At 69.7% G+C, this 16,395-nt stretch carries 15 protein-coding genes and 1 pseudogene; 8 read left to right on the top strand and 8 right to left on the bottom strand.

Going from position 1 to position 16,395, the window contains the following annotated elements; all coding sequences use genetic code 11:
• Positions 1–8 precede the first annotated feature (8 nt).
• The 4 genes from K2X24_RS19135 to dnaK form a co-directional block, all read right to left on the bottom strand.
• Complete coding sequence (locus K2X24_RS19135) at positions 9–368, bottom strand: hypothetical protein (protein ID WP_292500083.1); 360 nt, start codon at positions 366–368, stop codon at positions 9–11.
• Positions 369–481: 113 nt separating this feature from the next.
• Positions 482–1,117, bottom strand: coding sequence for an rRNA adenine N-6-methyltransferase family protein (locus tag K2X24_RS19130; protein WP_292500081.1), 636 nt, complete (start codon positions 1,115–1,117; stop codon positions 482–484).
• Positions 1,118–1,311: 194 nt separating this feature from the next.
• Entirely contained in the window at positions 1,312–2,472 is a 1,161-nt protein-coding gene (gene dnaJ / locus K2X24_RS19125; protein WP_292500080.1) for a molecular chaperone DnaJ, read from the bottom strand.
• Positions 2,473–2,639: 167 nt separating this feature from the next.
• The gene (gene dnaK, locus K2X24_RS19120) at positions 2,640–4,553 is read right to left on the bottom strand and encodes a molecular chaperone DnaK (RefSeq protein WP_292500079.1); all 1,914 of its coding nucleotides are present in this window, start codon (positions 4,551–4,553) and stop codon (positions 2,640–2,642) included.
• A 436-nt stretch (positions 4,554–4,989) separates the two neighbouring features.
• Between dnaK and K2X24_RS19115 the strand changes: the two genes are divergently transcribed.
• Positions 4,990–5,961, top strand: a complete 972-nt coding sequence (locus K2X24_RS19115) for a hypothetical protein (protein WP_292500077.1) — start codon at positions 4,990–4,992, stop codon at positions 5,959–5,961.
• Positions 5,962–5,992: 31 nt separating this feature from the next.
• On the opposite strand, the gene K2X24_RS19110 is transcribed toward K2X24_RS19115, so the two are convergent.
• Positions 5,993–6,631, bottom strand: coding sequence for a YqgE/AlgH family protein (locus tag K2X24_RS19110; RefSeq protein ID WP_283205863.1), 639 nt, complete (start codon positions 6,629–6,631; stop codon positions 5,993–5,995).
• Between the two features lie 172 nt (positions 6,632–6,803).
• Between K2X24_RS19110 and K2X24_RS19105 the strand changes: the two genes are divergently transcribed.
• On the top strand, positions 6,804–7,286 hold the full coding sequence (locus tag K2X24_RS19105) for a peroxiredoxin (RefSeq protein WP_238277539.1): 483 nt from the start codon (positions 6,804–6,806) through the stop codon (positions 7,284–7,286).
• 124 nt (positions 7,287–7,410) lie between these two features.
• Here the strand turns inward: K2X24_RS19105 and thrB are convergent, their stop codons facing one another.
• The 3 genes from thrB to K2X24_RS19090 form a co-directional block, all read right to left on the bottom strand.
• Positions 7,411–8,376, bottom strand: a complete 966-nt coding sequence (gene thrB, locus K2X24_RS19100) for a homoserine kinase (protein ID WP_292500074.1) — start codon at positions 8,374–8,376, stop codon at positions 7,411–7,413.
• Positions 8,377–8,463: 87 nt separating this feature from the next.
• On the bottom strand, positions 8,464–9,480 hold the full coding sequence (gene ispH, locus K2X24_RS19095) for a 4-hydroxy-3-methylbut-2-enyl diphosphate reductase (protein WP_238277543.1): 1,017 nt from the start codon (positions 9,478–9,480) through the stop codon (positions 8,464–8,466).
• A gap of 157 nt (positions 9,481–9,637) precedes the next feature.
• On the bottom strand, positions 9,638–11,053 hold the full coding sequence (locus K2X24_RS19090; RefSeq protein WP_292500072.1) for a PLP-dependent aminotransferase family protein: 1,416 nt from the start codon (positions 11,051–11,053) through the stop codon (positions 9,638–9,640).
• Positions 11,054–11,185: 132 nt separating this feature from the next.
• On the opposite strand from K2X24_RS19090, the gene K2X24_RS19085 reads away from it, so the two are divergent.
• The 6 genes and pseudogenes from K2X24_RS19085 to K2X24_RS19060 all read left to right on the top strand — a co-directional run.
• Positions 11,186–11,503, top strand: a complete 318-nt coding sequence (locus K2X24_RS19085) for a DUF1127 domain-containing protein (protein ID WP_292500070.1) — start codon at positions 11,186–11,188, stop codon at positions 11,501–11,503.
• A gap of 116 nt (positions 11,504–11,619) precedes the next feature.
• Complete coding sequence (locus K2X24_RS19080; RefSeq protein WP_292500068.1) at positions 11,620–11,865, top strand: DUF4926 domain-containing protein; 246 nt, start codon at positions 11,620–11,622, stop codon at positions 11,863–11,865.
• Positions 11,862–12,215, top strand: coding sequence for a DUF6883 domain-containing protein (locus tag K2X24_RS19075; protein ID WP_292500067.1), 354 nt, complete (start codon positions 11,862–11,864; stop codon positions 12,213–12,215). Before K2X24_RS19080 ends, K2X24_RS19075 begins: the two co-directional genes overlap by 4 nt.
• A 298-nt stretch (positions 12,216–12,513) precedes the next feature.
• On the top strand, positions 12,514–14,433 hold the full coding sequence (locus K2X24_RS19070) for a monovalent cation:proton antiporter-2 (CPA2) family protein (protein WP_292500065.1): 1,920 nt from the start codon (positions 12,514–12,516) through the stop codon (positions 14,431–14,433).
• Positions 14,426–15,862 (top strand): MATE family efflux transporter, encoded by a 1,437-nt coding sequence (locus K2X24_RS19065; RefSeq protein WP_292500064.1) that lies wholly within the window; start codon positions 14,426–14,428, stop codon positions 15,860–15,862. The genes K2X24_RS19070 and K2X24_RS19065 overlap by 8 nt, the downstream gene beginning before the upstream one ends.
• A gap of 118 nt (positions 15,863–15,980) precedes the next feature.
• A pseudogene (locus tag K2X24_RS19060) lies at positions 15,981–16,395 on the top strand (hypothetical protein); the annotation flags it as partial.

Raw genomic sequence — 16,395 nt, 5'->3', positions numbered from 1 at the left:
CCGGTGCGTCAGTAGTCGTAGTGGCCGTGGCCGCGATGGTGGTGGTGGTGACCGTGATGACGGTGGCCCCAGCCATGGTCGCGATGGCCCCAGCCGCCATGGTGCCGGTGACCCCAGCCGTGGTCGCGTCCGTGGCCGTGGTGGCGGTGACCGTAGCCCCGGTCGTGGTGGTGATGGCGGTCATGGCCCCAGCCGCCACGATCGCCCCAGTACTGCACGGAGATGGCGCCGGCCCGTTCGGAGAACGTGGTCTGCGCGAAGGCCGGGGCAGCTTCTGCGATTGGGGCGGCGCCGACGCTGCCGGCGATCGCCAGGGCGGCGACCAGGGCGCGAAAGCCCCGTACCGATCCGATCCGTGACGTGGTCATGAGAACCTCCCTGTCCATGCGCGCGGGCGCCATGGCGCCCTTGTTCTTGGATGTAAGGCAGGTCCACTGAATGCGATCTGAGATCGCCCTTCATCTCAGGTTCGGATTCAGCCTCAGGGCCGGCGGTAGACCCAGACCCGGGCGGGCGGCAGGTTCAGCCAGACCCGGTTCGAGCGGCTCGCCGTGTAGGTGCCGGCATCGCAACGGGCCGGGATCGGCGGCACCACCGCGTAGGTGAACTGCACGAACGGCGCGCTCGGATGCATCATCGTGTGGGCGGTGTTCAGGAGGTCGAGCCGCTGCTCCAGGGGCTTGGTGAAGAGCGGCAGGCTCGACACCATGGCGGCGGCCTTCTCGACGAGCATCGTGCCGAGGGTCTCGCGGATGTTGTAGGCGTCGCCGCGCACGATGGTGGCGCGCGGGAAGCGCTTCTGCAGCAGCTTGCAGAAATCCGGATTGTACTCGACCAGGATCAGCCGCTCCTGCTCGACGCCGCGCCGGACCAGGGCCTCCGTCACCGGGCCCGTGCCGGGGCCGAGTTCGATCACCGGGCCGCTCACGCGCGGATCGACATAGGAGGCCATGGTGCGGGCGAGCATACGCCCGGACGGCGTGACCGCCCCGGTGACGAGGGGGCGCTCGAACCAGGAACGCAGGAAGCGCGCCTCGTCCTCCAGCGGGTCCCGTCGCGTACGGCTGGCACCGGCTGCGAGGTCGTCTTTGGCGCTGGAGCGGCGTAGCGGCGGCAAGACCCTATGTCCTCAGATCACGGGTTGGGAAGGAAAGGCTAGACGACGAACCTCTTCGGCAGTCAAGCTTGCATCCGCGGGACGCAGCCGACCGGCCGGCGAGATCGGGCGAGCGGTGCCGGACCGCCACATCATAGAACAGGCTCGGCCGTGTTTTGATCCCCGGGCCGATCGATGCCTGGGTGGAAAAGCCGTCACGTGCGCGCGGTGCCGCCGAAAGCCTCGAAGAAGTCCTTGACCTTCGAGAAAAAGCCGGCGCTCTCCGGGTGGTTCTCGTCGGAAGCAGACTGGTCGAATTCCTGCAGGAGTTCGCGCTGCCGCTTCGAGAGATTCTGCGGCGTCTCGACGAAGACCTGGATGTAGAGATCGCCGACGTCGCGCGAGCGCAGGACCGGCATGCCCTTGCCCTTGATGCGGAACTGCTTGGCGGTCTGCGTCCCGGCGGGGATGCGCACCTGCGTCTGCGAGCCGTCGATCACCGGCACGGTGATCTCGCCCGAGAGCGCCGCCGTCACCATGGAGATCGGCACGCGGCAGAACAGGTCGGCGCCGTCGCGCTGGAAGAATTCGTGCGGCTTGATCGAGAGGAAGACGTAGAGGTCGCCTGCCGGCCCGCCGCGCAGGCCGGTCTCGCCCTCGCCGGCCAGGCGGATACGCAGGCCGTCATCGACGCCCGCCGGCACGTTGATCGAGAGGGTGCGCTCGCGGGTGACCCGGCCGGCGCCGCTGCAGGCGCCGCAGGGGTCGTCGATCATCTCGCCGCGTCCGTGGCAGTTCGGGCAGGTGCGCTCGATGGCGAAGAACCCTTGCGCCGCCCGTACCCGGCCGTAGCCGCCACAGGTCTGACAGGGGCGCGGCTTCGAACCGGCCTTGGCGCCCGAGCCCGAGCAGACCTCGCAGGTGACCGAGGTCGCCATCTTGATGGTCTCGGCCTTGCCGGCGAACGCCTCCTCCAGGGAGATCTCGAGGTTATAGCGCAGATCCGCGCCGCGCTCGCGGCTCGGCCCGCCGCGCGCGCCGCCCCGTCCGCCGCCGGGAGCGGCCCGGCCGTCGCCGAAGAAGTTGTCGAAGATGTCCGACATGAAGTCGCCGAACTCGTTGCCGAAGCCCGGTCCGCCGCCTCCGCCCTGCTGGAAGGCGGCATGGCCGAAGCGGTCGTAGGCGGCACGCTTCTGGCCGTCCGAGAGGCACTGATAGGCCTCATTGATTTCCTTGAACTTGAGCTCGGCCTCCGCGTTCCCGGGATTGCGGTCCGGGTGGTAGCTCATGGCGAGCTTGCGGAAGGCGACCTTCATCTCGCCGTCGGTCGCGGTCTTGGAGACGCCCAGGATCTCGTAATAGTCCCGCTTCGACATTCCCGTCCTCAAAGTCCCCGGCGTCCCGATTCGTCGCGGTGGCGCCGTCCCCGATCAAATCCAGCGGTCCTGGCTCATTTGCCATGGACCGATCCCGCCGCGCCGCCGGCAGGCGCGAGACATGACACGGGGCCGGATCGCTCCGGCCCCGCGCTCAGATGAAGGCGTTATGCGCGCTTCTTCTGGTCCTTGTCATCGACTTCCTGGAAGTCGGCGTCGATGACGTCGTCCTTCTTGGCCTCGCCGGCGCCCGCCGCGGCATCCGTCTCACCGGCCTGGTTGGCGGCGTACATGGCCTCGCCGAGCTTCATCGAGGCCTGCATCACGTCGGTGGTGCGCGCCTTGATGACCTCCACGTCGTCCCCGTCCAGGGCCGTGCGGAGCGCCGTGATCGCGGTCTCGATGGCGCCCTTGTCGTCGGCCGAGACCTTGTCGCCGTACTCCTTGACCGACTTCTCGGTGGCGTGGACGAGGCTCTCGCCCTGGTTCTTCACCTCGACGAGCTCGCGGCGCTTCTTGTCCGCCTCGGCATTGGCCTCGGCATCCTTGACCATCTTCTCGATGTCGGCGTCGGACAGGCCGCCCGAGGCCTGGATGCGGATCTGGTGCTCCTTGTTCGTCGCCTTGTCCTTGGCCGTCACGTTGACGATGCCGTTGGCGTCGATGTCGAAGGTCACCTCGATCTGCGGCATGCCGCGCGGGGCCGGCGGGATGCCCATGAGGTCGAACTGGCCGAGCATCTTGTTGTCGGCCGCCATCTCGCGCTCACCCTGGAAGACCCGGATGGTGACCGCGTTCTGGTTGTCCTCGGCCGTCGAGAAGGTCTGGCTCTTCTTCGTCGGGATCGTGGTGTTTCGGTCGATCAGGCGGGTGAACACGCCGCCGAGGGTCTCGATGCCGAGCGACAGCGGAGTCACGTCGAGGAGCAGCACGTCCTTGACGTCGCCCTGGAGCACGCCGGCCTGGACCGCCGCGCCGATGGCCACGACCTCATCCGGGTTGACGCCCTTGTGGGGCTCCTTGCCGAAGAAGGACTTCACCACCTCCTGGATCTTCGGCATGCGGATCATGCCGCCGACCAGCACCACCTCGTCGATCTCGGAGGCCGAGACGCCGGCATCCTTGAGCGCCTTGCGGCAGGGCTCGATGGTGCGCTGCACGAGATCGTCCACGAGGGACTCGAACTTGGCGCGGCTGAGCTTGAGCGCGAGGTGCTTCGGGCCCGTGGCGTCGGCCGTGATGTAGGGCAGGTTGATCTCGGTCTGCGTGGCCGAAGACAGCTCGATCTTGGCCTTCTCTGCGGCTTCCTTGAGGCGCTGCAGAGCGAGCTTGTCCTTCGTCAGGTCGATGCCCTGCTCGCGCTTGAACTCGGAGGTCAGGTACTCGACCACCCGGTTGTCGAAGTCCTCGCCGCCCAGGAAGGTGTCGCCGTTCGTCGACTTCACCTCGAACACGCCGTCGCCGATCTCGAGGATCGAGACGTCGAAGGTGCCGCCGCCGAGGTCGTAGACCGCGATGGTGCCGGCCTTCTTCTTGTCGAGGCCGTAGGCGAGCGCCGCAGCGGTGGGCTCGTTGATGATGCGCAGCACCTCGAGGCCGGCGATCTTGCCGGCGTCCTTGGTGGCCTGACGCTGGGCGTCGTTGAAGTAGGCGGGCACCGTGATGACGGCCTGCGTCACGGGCTGGCCGAGATGCGCCTCAGCGGTCTCCTTCATCTTCTGCAGGGTGAAGGCGGAGATCTGCGAGGGCGAATACTTCTTGCCGTCCGCCTCGACCCAGGCGTCGCCGTTGTCGCCGCGCACGATCGCGTAGGGCACGAGGCCCTTGTCCTTCTGGGTCATCGGGTCGTCGTAGGTGCGACCGACGAGACGCTTGATGGCGAAGAAGGTGCGCTCGGGGTTCGTGACCGCCTGGCGCTTGGCCGGCTGGCCGACGAGCCGCTCGCCCTCGTCCGTGAAGGCGACGATGGACGGCGTGGTGCGCGCGCCTTCCGAATTCTCGACGACCTTGGGCTGCGTGCCTTCCATGACGGCCACGCAGGAATTGGTGGTGCCGAGGTCGATACCGATAACTTTACCCATGGTGGGATCCCTCTGTTGTCGTTTGGTCAAGCAGACCGCCGAGCCCCGAAGCAGCTCGGCCCATGGCTGTGCAAAACTGAGTGTGTGAGAACGGGGTTGGGCACCGGTTCGTACCCCGGATCGGTACGGAGCCGGGTCTTAATCCCGCGTCTCGGCCGATATAAGAAGGGTGTCGCGAGGCCGCAAGGCGATGGCACGCGGCGCCGCGCATCCGATCGTTCGGACCGGCGTTGACGCTCCGGTGCGCTCGCGGAGTCGCGCCGGGGCGCGGCGAGCGCACCCGGCGGAGCCACGCCAGAGAGCCGTGGACGAAGGGTTCGAGCGGGGCGTTCGCCTATTCGTGCCATGGCGCGGCTGTGCACACATGGTAAGTGTGTGGTGAAAGTGCTTGGCTGCGCATCCGTCCGCCTCCCCCGCCATAGGCCCGAAAGTCTCGATGCGTCTGTCCCGCGTGCTTCTTCTGCCACTCCTGCTCTCGCCAGTTCTGGCATCCGTCCCACAGCCGGCCGCCGCGCAGTCGTTCTTCGAGGAATTGTTCGGGATCGGGCGGGCCGCTAAGCCCCCGGTGCCCCCGCGCGGCGTGCCGAGCGCGCCCGTGGCGCCCCCTCCGGGCGAGGCCCCGCCCCCGGCGGCGGAGGTCCCGAAGGCGCCGCCGGTGCCGCGCCAGCCCGTCGTGCTGAAGGCGCCCGCGGAGGACAACGTGATGGGCCAGGACCTGCAGCTCAACGGGCTTACCGGGAGCCTGAAGCTGGAGAAGTCCGGCGCCGGCACTACCGCCCGGATCACGCTGCCGGGCAACAAGATCTCGCAGCCCGTGGAGGCCTGCAAGGTTCCCCTCAACGGCGGCGCGCCGGTGGCCGTGTCCGCGGAGGGGCGGCCCGAGGGCGTCGGCCGCTTCGAGGTGGCGGGCGGCGAGTGTCCCCTGCGCTTGGACGTGCTCGACGGGGCCGTGCTGGTGCGGGCGCTCTCGGGCTCCGTCTGCACCTTCGCGGCGGCCGATTGCGCCACCACGCCGACCGGACTGTGGGGACCGCCCGCCGCGAGCCTGATTCCGCGTGCCGGCGAGTTCGAAGGCGCGCGCGGCGGCGCCGACCGGGCGGTGCGCGAGAACTACAAGCTGATGAGCCAGCGTCTGAAGGGACAGGACCTGCGTCCCGTGGTGACCGAGCAGGCGGCGTTCTCCTCCGACCGCGAGCAGCTCTGCCGGACCTATGCCCGCGAGGGCGCCCACGGGTTCTGCAACCTGCGCTTCACCGAGGCGCGGGCCCTGGCGCTCGCCACCCGCCTCGGCGTCAACACCAGCACGGCGGCGCCGACCGCAGCGGCGACGACCCCGCGCCCGCGCCGCAAGCCGCCGGTGGAGGGCATGAACCCGGATGCCGGCGGTTCGCCCTTCGTGGAGCAGTAGCGCGATCGAGACGAATTCCGGCGCGCGGCCCTCAGCTGTGCCCGGCGCTCACCGACAGCATGGCCAGATCGATGCCGTTGTTGCGCAGCGTGCGCTCGTACTTGGCGTCCAGGGCCGTGTGAAAGATCATCTCCGGGTCGGCCGGGCAGATCAGCCAGCCATTGGCCAGGATCTCGTTCTCGAGCTGGCCCGCCTGCCAGCCGGCGTAGCCCAACGCCAGCACCGCGCTGGCGGGCCCGTCGCCGGAGGCGATGGCGCGCAGGATGTCCACCGTCGCGGTCAGGCAGATGCCGTCGTCGATGATCAGCGTGGACTGGTCGATGTGGAAATCGTCGGTGTGGAGCACGAAGCCGCGCTTGGCGTCCACCGGCCCGCCCATCAGCACCGGCATGTGGCCGACCCGCTCGCGCAGGCGGATCGCGTCCGTCTCGCTGGCGATGTCGAGCTGGATCAGCAGGTCCGGCATGTTGAGGTCCGAGACCGGCTTGTTCAAGATGATGCCCATCGCCCCGTCCGCCGAGTGGGCGCAGAGGTAGATCACCGAGCGGGCGAAACGGGAATCCGTGAGCCCCGGCATCGCCACCAGGAACTGACCGTCGAAATAGGCGGGATCGCCCCTATGAGGTCGAGAGGCTTCAGGCCGGGAAGCGCGGGGCCGGGAGGTCTGCATCCCCGCATGCTACGCGGGCCGGCGGCGTTGTCCAGGGCGCCGCGACGCGGGAGCCCCCGCGTCCGTTCGGGCAAACTCGACAGGTCCGGCCCCGCGAGCTAGACGCAACCGCACGAGGCCGCCCCACAGAGCGGGTGACGGGCGCGCCGGCGAGCGTTTCAGGAGACGACGGATGACGATCCAGGTTGGCGACCACCTTCCCCAGGTGACCTTCCGCGTGAGCGGCGCGAGCGGCCCCGAGGCCAAGACCACCGACGACCTCTTCAAGGGGCGCCGCGTCGTCCTCGTCGGCGTACCCGGCGCCTTCACGCCGAGTTGCCACCGCAACCACCTCCCCGGCTTCGTGGAGAAGCTGGCCGAGATCAAGGCGCGCGGCGTCGACGCCGTGGCGGTGACCTCCGTCAACGACGTCTTCGTGCTCGACGCCTGGCAGAAGGCCAGCGGCGCCGAGGGCATCGAATTCCTGGCCGACGGCAACGCCGAGTTCGCAAAGGCCGTCGGCCTCGACATGGACGGCGCCGGCTTCGGCCTCGGCCCGCGCTCGAAGCGCTACGCCATGCTGGTCGAGGACGGCGTTGTGCGGGTGCTCAACGTCGAGGATTCCCCGGCCAAGACCGAAGTCTCCGGGGCGGAAGCCCTGCTGAAGGTGATCTGAGCGATTCCAACTACGTTCGCGCATCGCTCGGTGCGCGTCCCCTCGCCCCGCGTGCGGGGATTAAGGGGGATGCGCTCCCCGGTTCCGTGCCCCACGGGCCGGACCCGGTGAGGCCGAGCCTCCCTTACCCGCCCCAGCCATAATCGGCCGCTTGCGTCGCCGTGCGGTGGAACGTCAGCCGGCGGTCGTATTCCAGAGGGTCCTTGGGCTGCACCAGGGCGCCGGGCGGCACGTCGAGCCAGTCCACGAGGCGCGTCAGCAGGAAGCGCAGGGCCGCCCCCCGGCACAGGATCGGCAGGGCCTCCACCTCGGCCGCGGTCAGACGGCGCACCGCTTCGTAGCCCGCGATGAGGGCCGCGCCCTTGTCCCGGTCGAAGGTGCCGTCGGCCTCGAAGCACCAGGCGTTGAGGCAGATCGCCAGATCGTACGCGAAGGCGTCGGTGCAGGCGAAGTAGAAGTCGATCAGCCCCGACAGGGCGTCGCCGATGAAGAACACGTTGTCGGTGAAGAGGTCGGCGTGGATCACGCCCGTGGGCAGGCCGGAGGGCCAGCCGGCCTGGAGCACGGCGAGATCGCCGCGCACGCGATCCGCGAGGCCGGGCGAGACCGTGTCGGCCTGGGCCTCGGCGCCGTGGAACAGCGGTCCCCAGGATTCCACGGAGAGATTGTTGTCCCGGCGCATGCCGAAATCGGCGCCCGCCGCGTGCAGGCCCGCGAGCGCGCCTCCCAGCGCCCGGCAATGGTCGATCCCGGGCCGCTTGACCGAGACGCCCTCCAGGAAGCTGACGATGACGGCTGGGCGGCCGCAGAGTTCGCTCAAGGACACGCCGGCCCGGTTGCGGATCGGCTGCGGACAGGCGAGCCCGCGCGCGGCGAGATGCTCCATCAGGTTCAGGAAGAACGGCAGGTCCCCGGCCCGCACCCGCTTCTCGTAGAGCGTGAGGATGTAGGAACCGGCGGTGGTGTGCAGGAAGAAGTTGGTGTTCTCGACGCCCTCGGCGATGCCCTTGTACGAGAGCAGCGTGCCGATCTCGTAGGCGGAGAGGAAGGCGGTCAGGGCCTCGTCGGAGACCTCGGTGTAGACGGCCACGGCGCTTCGCTTAACATCTCGGGGGCGGAAAAGGACAAGGGCGCCGAACGGCGCCCCTGCGGATGGTTTCGGCCGTGGGAACGGCCGTTATTCGGCGGCTTCGCTGCGCAGTTCGCGCGGCAGCGGGAAGGACATGTCCTCCACCACCGTCGAGACCGTGTCCACCGTCACGGTGTAGCGGGCGGCGAACGCGTCGATGATCTCTTCCACCAGCACCTCGGGCGCCGAGGCGCCGGCCGTGAGGCCGAGCTTGCGGATGCCCTCGAAGGCCGGCCAGTCGATCTCCTCGGCGCGCAGCACGAGGCGGGTGATCGGGCAGCCGACGCGCTCGGCGACCTCGCGCAGACGCTGCGAGTTCGAGGAGTTCGAGGAGCCGACCACGATGACCGCGTCGACAAGCGGAGCCACCTGCTTCACCGCTTCCTGGCGGTTGGTGGTGGCGTAGCAGATGTCGTCTTTGTGCGGCCCCGTGATGGTCGGGAACTTCTCCTTCAGTGCCGCTACGATGTGCCGGGTGTCGTCCACCGACAGGGTCGTCTGCGTCACCCAGGCGAGGTTGTCCCGGTTCTCGGGCTCCAGGGCGGCGATCTGCTCCAGGTCCTCCACCAGGGTGATCGAGCCCTTGGGCAGCTGGCCCATGGTGCCGACGACCTCGGGGTGGCCGGAATGGCCGACGAGCAGCACGTGGCGGCCGCGCTTGTGGTGGATCTCGGCCTCGCGGTGGACCTTAGTCACCAGCGGGCAGGTCGCGTCGATGGTGGTGAGGCCGCGCGAATCGGCGTTGTGCGGTACCGTCTTGGCGACGCCGTGGGCGGAGAAGATCACCGGGGCGGAGCCGTCCGGAACCTCGTCGAGCTCGCGCACGAACACCGCGCCCTTCCGCTTCAGGCTCTCGACCACGTACTTGTTGTGGACGATCTCGTGACGGACGTAGACCGGGGGTCCGTAGATGGCCAGCGCACGTTCCACCACGTCGATGGCCCGCACGACGCCGGCGCAGAAGCCGCGCGGCGCACAGAGCAGGATCTCCAGGGGGGGCTTGACCGAGGGCAGCTCGGCCACATCGCTGGAGACGGGGGAGGTCGTCGGATTCGCGTCGCTCATGATAGCCGGGATGTGGCGAGGCGGGGACGCCCCTGTCAACCTGTCATAGCGGAAAACTCCGGCACAGGCACCCTTGGGCCCGCGAAACCGGGTCCGCGTGACACGCAGGACCCGGCCGCTCTCCCGTAAATTCGCGTCGGGCCGCTTCGAGCGGACTTCAAGGCAGGGCCGAGGCCGCGCATTCGGCCAGCGCGGCCTCCAGCATCGGGATCATGCGCGGATCGGTGCACTGGGCCACGTTAAAGCGCAGGAAGCTGTCGCCCAGCGACGAGGGGCTGAAGGCACCTCCCGGCGCGAGCACGAGCCCGCGGGCCAGGGCGCGCCGGGCGACGTCCGCCGAATCCACGCCCGCGGGCAGGCGCATCCAGAGGAAGAAGCCGCCGGCCGGCTCCAGCCAGGCCGTCAGCCCGCAGGCCTCCAGCCGGCGCAAGGCCGGCGCCATGGCGCGCGCGAGCTTTTCTCGGACCTCCCCGAGGTGGCGGCGATAGGTTCCGTCCGTGAGGAGGCCGTGCATCAGGCTCGCCGACAGGTGGCTGTTACCGAGGCTCATGGCGAGCTTGAGGTCGATGAGGGGTTCCACCCAGTCCTCCCGCAGGGCGACGAACCCGCAGCGCACGGCCGCCGAGAGCGTCTTCGAGAAGCTGCCGACCTGGATCACCCGCTCCAGGCCGTCGAAGCCGGCCAGGCGCGGCGAGGGCTCGACCTCGAAATCCCCGAAGATGTCGTCCTCGATGATGAGGGTGTCGTGGGCCTCCGCGAGCTTGAGCACGCGATGGGCGGTCGCCGGGGCCAGGGTCGAGCCCGTGGGATTCTGAAGCGCGGAATTGATGAGGTAGAAGCGGGGCCTGTGCTCGGCCATGAGGGCGTCGAGGGCGGCGAGGTCCGGGCCGGATCGCGTCAGCGGCACCCCTACGATCCGCGCGCGGTGCGCCCGCAGCAGGGCGTGATAGTTGAAGTAGCAGGGGTCATCCACCAGCACGGCGTCGCCGGGCTCGAGGAGGAAGCGGCAGAGCAGGTCCACCGCCTGCGTCGCCGAATCCACCAGCACGACCTGATCCGCGCCCGCCTCCACGCCCTTCTCGGCCATGCGTCGGACGATCTGCGCCCGCAGGGGCGGGAAGCCGAGGGGCTGGTCGTGCGCGACGAGGTTGGCTTCCCCGCCGCGCGCCAGCTGCCGCAGGCCCCGCCGGATCGCCGCGTCCGGCATCCAGGCCGCCGGGAGCCAGCCGGAGCCCGGCATCACGAGGTCCGGCCCCGCCTGCATGGACTGGCGGGTGATCCAGAGCGGATCCACCGCCCGGTCGAGCTGCGGCCCCACGGTCTTCAGGCACAAGGGGCGCGTCTTGCCGGCCACGTAGAAGCCCGAGCCCCGGCGCGCCACGATGGCCCCCTCGGCCCCGAGCCGGTCATAGGCCTCGACCACGGTGGATTTCGACACGCCCATCGCCTCCGCGAAGGCGCGTACGGACGGCAGACGCGCGCCCGGCATGAGCTGGCGCCCCGCGATCCGTTCGGCGATCGAGGCCGCCACGGTCTCGACCAGGGTGGGGGCGGACAGGGGGGAGGCCTTCATCTGTCCTGCTCCTCGTACCGGACAATTCAGCCGAACCGTACTGGATTGTCCCTGTCGCGGCCAGTCCCCGGCCCGCATGGTCCCGGGATCGGCGCCCCCTTCGAGACCGGGCGCCGGCCAGGGGCATGCATCATGGACGGCATCACCAATCCAAGAATCGCTTCCACGTGCCGGAACTCGGCTGCACCCACCGGCGCCCAGGCGCGGCTCTTCGCGGGGGCGTGGTTCACCGGGCTGATGGCCCGTCTCGCCGCCGGCGTGTCGCGGGCGGCCATCAACCGCCGCGTGGTCGGTCAGCTTTCGCGGATGTCCGACCGCGAACTCCGGGACATCGGCCTCGTGCGGCAGGACGTGCGCGACTCCGAACTCCTGCTCCGGGAGGGCGACGCGTCGAGCTTCCTCGTCGGCCGCCGGAACGAGCGGTGGGGCGCGCGCCGTCGCAGTCCTTGACGAGCGCGGACCCGATGGAGGGTGGAGCCGACGGCCCGCAGAGACCTCGGCCTCTGTGCCGCGCGTTCGTTCCCGGGCGCCTTGCCAAAGCGGGGGCGCCCCGTATCCTGACTCACATGTCGATCGAGACGCATTTTCTGCTCCGCAAGGACCAGCCCGGACTTCGGGACCTGGATGATGTGCTGCTGCTCGGGCCCGCCGTCGCCATGACGGGTGAGGCCATCGCGGCGGGTACGGAAGGCACCGTGGTCGGTGTTCTTTCAGACGGCCTTGCCTATCTCGTTGAGTTTCCCCAGCCCATGGGCGCCATCGCGATGGTCAGAGCCGACATGTTGACGCTCGCGAGGGCGAGCGATCGTTGAGCGACGGGCCTCCTCTTCCCGGCAAACTGACGATCCCCAGTGACAAGATCTCCCGGTACCTGCTCAATTCCGAGCATCCGAAGGGCGGTGCGAAAGCGCGGTTCTTCCGCAGCTTCGGTTACGAGCCCGACACTGCGGAAGACTTCGCATCCGTCGTCTTCGCTCAGGCATTGGCTTCACGCAGGTGGGAGGTCGTCCCGACGGAGTTCGGCGCCCGGATCGTGACCTGCATCGGCCGTCTCGCGACACCTTCGGGTGAGACGCCATGGGTTCGAAGCGTCTGGATGGTCGGTCACGACGGCTCCGGGTCGCTCGTGACCGTCGTCCCTGACCACGACCCCGACCGCTGACGCGAGACGCGTCCGCGGATCACGACATTCGATAGACCGTTGCCAACGCATCATTCGATCGGGTTCTGGCTACAGCGATCCATCCCAAGTGCTGATTCGCACGGCGGGACGCCCTGGGAAGCGCCGTCGTGTGCCGCCGACGTGACGTGCGGTTCCCCGATGGTTAAGACGGACCGCTCGGCAGGCTCGTATCGGATCCCATCGCGTTCGGCATCTTCGGGCCGGGATACATCCTGCAGAACAAGATATTCCGTTCAAGACCTATTCCAGCGCAAGACCCTTCCAGCAGCGGAGTCCCATGGCGAGCGCCGCGACCCACGTCAGCTTCCTGCCGCCCGTGCTGACGTTCCTGTCGGCGGCGGTGATCGGCGTGCCGATCTTCCGCCTCATCGGGCAGAGCGCCGTGCTCGGCTACCTCGTGGCGGGCGTGGTGATCGGGCCGTTCGGCTTCTCGCTGATCGCCGAGCCCGAGACGGCGGCGAGCGTGGCCGAACTCGGCGTCGTGCTGCTGCTCTTCATCGTCGGCCTCGAACTCCAGATCTCCCGCCTCGTCTCCATGCGGCGCGACATCTTCGGGCTTGGCACCGCCCAGCTCCTCGTCTGCTCGGTGGCACTCGCCGGGGTCGGCATCCTGATGGGCGCCAAGCCTTCGGCGAGCCTCGTCATCGGCATCGCGCTGGCGCTCTCGGCCACGGCGGTCGCCCTGCAGCTCCTGGAAGAGCGCGGCGACATGGGCACGCCCTATGGCGGGCGCGCCTTCGCGGTGCTGCTGTTCCAGGACATCTCCGTCGTGGCGATCCTGGCCCTGATGCCGCTCTTCGCCGCGTCCGGCCCGAGCGGCGGCGACGGCTGGCTGCTCGCTGCCCTGCAATCCACCGGCACGGTGGGCGCGGCGATCCTCGCCGTGGTGCTGGTCGGGCGCTATGGCCTCAACCCGTTCTTCGGCCTGCTCGCCGCCAGCGGCGCCCGCGAGGTCATGACGGCGGCCGCTCTCCTGGTGGTGCTCGGCACCGCGATGCTGATGGAGCATGTCGGCCTGTCGATGGCGATGGGCGCCTTCCTGGCCGGCGTTCTGCTGGCCGAATCGAACTTCCGCCACCAGCTCGAGGCCGATATCGAGCCGTTCCGCGGCATGCTGCTCGGCCTGTTCTTCATGAGCGTCGGCATGTCGATCGACGGCGGCCTGCTCAAGGCCGAGTGGCCGACCCTGCTCGGCGCAACGGCGGGTGCGATCCTGCTCAAGGTCGCGCTGGTCGCCGGCCTGTTCCGCCTGTTCGGCTCGCCTTGGCTCGACGCGGTGCGGGGCGGCGCCATCCTGGCCCCGGCGGGTGAGTTCGCCTTCGTGCTGCTGCCGGCCGGCGGCGAACTCGGCCTGATCGATTCCGCGAGCACGCGCTTTGCCGTGGCGCTGGCGGCCCTGACCATGCTGGTCGGCCCGGTGGCCGCCAAGGCCCTCGACACCGTGCTCGCCCGGCGTCCCGACGGGCCCGAGGCCACGCCGGAGGCGATCGAGAGCACGGAGGCCCGCGTCCTCGTGATCGGCTTCGGGCGCTTCGGGCAGATCCTGACCCAGGTGCTGCTCGCGGAAGGCATCAGCGTCACGGTGATCGACAAGGACGTGGAGCAGATCCGGAGCGCCTCCCGTTTCGGCTTCCGCATCTATTACGGCGACGGCACCCGCCTCGACGTGCTGCGCGCCGCCGGCATCGGCCGGGCCGAACTCCTCTGCGTCTGCGTCGACGACGGCGAGGCGGCCCTCAAGATCGTCGACATCGTGCATGAGGAATTCGCCAGCGTGCGCACCTACGTCCGGGCCTACGACCGCATGCACGCCGTCGAACTCATGAATCGCGACGTGGATTTCCAGCTGCGCGAAACGGTCGAATCCGCCCTCGCCTTCGGGCGCGCCACCCTGGAGGGCCTCGGCCTCAGCGCCGAGGCGGCGACCGCCACCGCCGAGGACGTACGCAAGCGCGACATCGCCCGCCTCGTGCTGCAGCAGGCCGGCGCCGCGCCGGACGCCACGCTCTGGACGCGCGGTGTTTCGGAGATCAAGCCGGAGCCGTTGACGGAGCCGCAGCGTCCCTCCCGCGCCCTCAACGCCGAGACCCGCGGCATCATCGGCTCGAAGACGCGCGAGGCGGCCACGCGCACCCTCGAAGCGCCGGCCACCCAAACCCCGGCGCACGCCGCTCAGGACGCCCATTCGGATGCCTGAGGCGACACGAGACTCCGCGCGCTTCGTCCACGGCTCGATCTTGCGTCACGTGGTGACGATGAGCGCCACCGGCTCGGTGGGCCTGATGGCGATCTTCGTCGTCGACTTCCTGTCGCTGCTCTACGTCTCGAAGCTCGGCGACCCCAGCCTGACCGCGGCGGTGGGCTTCGCCACCATCGTCCAGTTCTTCGCCATCGCCATCAACATCGGCCTGATGATCGCGGCCGGTGCCCTGGTCTCGCGGGCGATCGGCGCCGGTGACGAGGCGGGTGCGCGGCGGCTCGCCACCTCCGGAACCATCCACGGCCTCGTGGTCTCCGGCGCCCTGATCCTCCTGATGCTGCCCTTCCTGCCGAGTTTCCTGGGCTGGATCGGCGCGGATGCCGAGACCATGCCGGTGGCGATCCGCTTCCTCTGGATCACCCTGCCCTCCAATCTCCTGATGGGGCCGGGCATGATGTTCTCCGGCCTGCTGCGCGCCGTCGGTGCCGCGCGTCAGGCCATGTACGTCACCCTCGGAGGCGCCATCGTCACCGCCGGCCTCGACCCGCTGCTGATCTTCGGGGCGGGCCTCGGCGTGGACGGGGCCGCCATCACCACCTGCTTTGCCCGCGCCACCTTCGCGGTGGTGGGCCTCTGGGGCGTGCGCCAGCACCGCCTCCTCGCCCGGCCCAGCCTCGCTCACGTGGTCGCGGACGCCCCCGTGATGATGCGCATCGCCCTGCCCGCCGTGCTCACCAACCTCGCGCCCTCCGTGGCCAGCGCCTTCATCGCGCACGCGCTCGCCAAGTTCGGCGCCGTGGCGGTTGCGGGCAACGTGGTGGTCGACCGCCTCACCCCCGTGGCCTTCGGTGGCCTGTTCGCGATGTCGGGCTCGATCGGCCCGATCCTCGGACAGAACTGGGGCGCGGGGCGCTTCGACCGGATGCGCGGCGTGCTGCGTGACGGCACCCTGGTCACGGCCGTCTACGTCCTCGTGGTCTGGGCCGCCCTGGCCCTCGGGGCCGCACCGCTGACGCGCCTGTTCGCCCTCCAGGGTCTGGCGGCCGAGCTCTTCACGTTCTTCTGCCTGGTCAGCGGCGGCGTCTGGTTCTTCACCGGACTGCTGTTCCTCGCCAACGCCTCGTTCAACAACCTCGGCTTCCCGTTCTACTCCACCGCCCTGAACTGGGGCCGCGCCACCCTGGGGACGGTGCCGCCCGCCCTCCTCGGCGCGCATCTCTACGGGCCGAAGGGCGTCATCGCGGGCGTCGGCCTCGGCTCGGTCCTGTTCGGTCTGGCCGGCATCGTCCTGGCCTTCCGCACCGTCGCCACCCTGGAGCGCCGCGCCGCGCCTGCGGCGGTGGAGCACGACGCCGCCGAGCCGCCCAATCCGGGTCCCGACGCCACCCGGGCGGCCGCGCCGGCGCAATCGGGCGCCCTGGTCTGATCCACCGGGCGCATTCCGCGCCCGCAAGGTTCGCTGAGGGCTGCGGGGGCCGAGCTTGACGCGGCCCCCGGTTTCGGTCGAGGCCTCCCGGCCACGCCGCGTCCGGAGCCTCACCTTGATGTCCGCGAGCCCCTGGGTTCACCTCGACAGCGCGCCCATCCCCGGGACGGGCACCATTCTCCACCTCCTGCGGCAGGACGAGGCCTTCTCGATCCAGGTGGGCAAGGCGGAGCTGATGACGAACCTGGACCGGCGCTCCGAGCAGGCGCTCGCGACGGTGGCCTGCGCCCGCCTGCACGATCGTCCGCGCGCCCGCATCCTCATCGGCGGCCTCGGCATGGGCTTCACCCTGCGCGCCGCCCTCGACGCCCTGGGGCCGGACGCCCGCGTGGTGGTCGCCGAACTCGTCCCGGCCGTCGTCGCCTGGGCGCGCGGCCCCCTCGCCCACCTGTTCGGAGACAGCCTCGACGATCCACGCGTCGAGATCGTTGAGGACGACGTGAACCGCGTGATCCAGTCGGGCCCCGAGCGAT

Source organism: Methylobacterium sp. (genome assembly GCF_019750675.1).
Lineage (GTDB): Bacteria > Pseudomonadota > Alphaproteobacteria > Rhizobiales > Beijerinckiaceae > Methylobacterium.
Note: the sequence above shows the minus strand (reverse complement) of the source record. Positions and strands in the feature narration are given on the sequence as shown.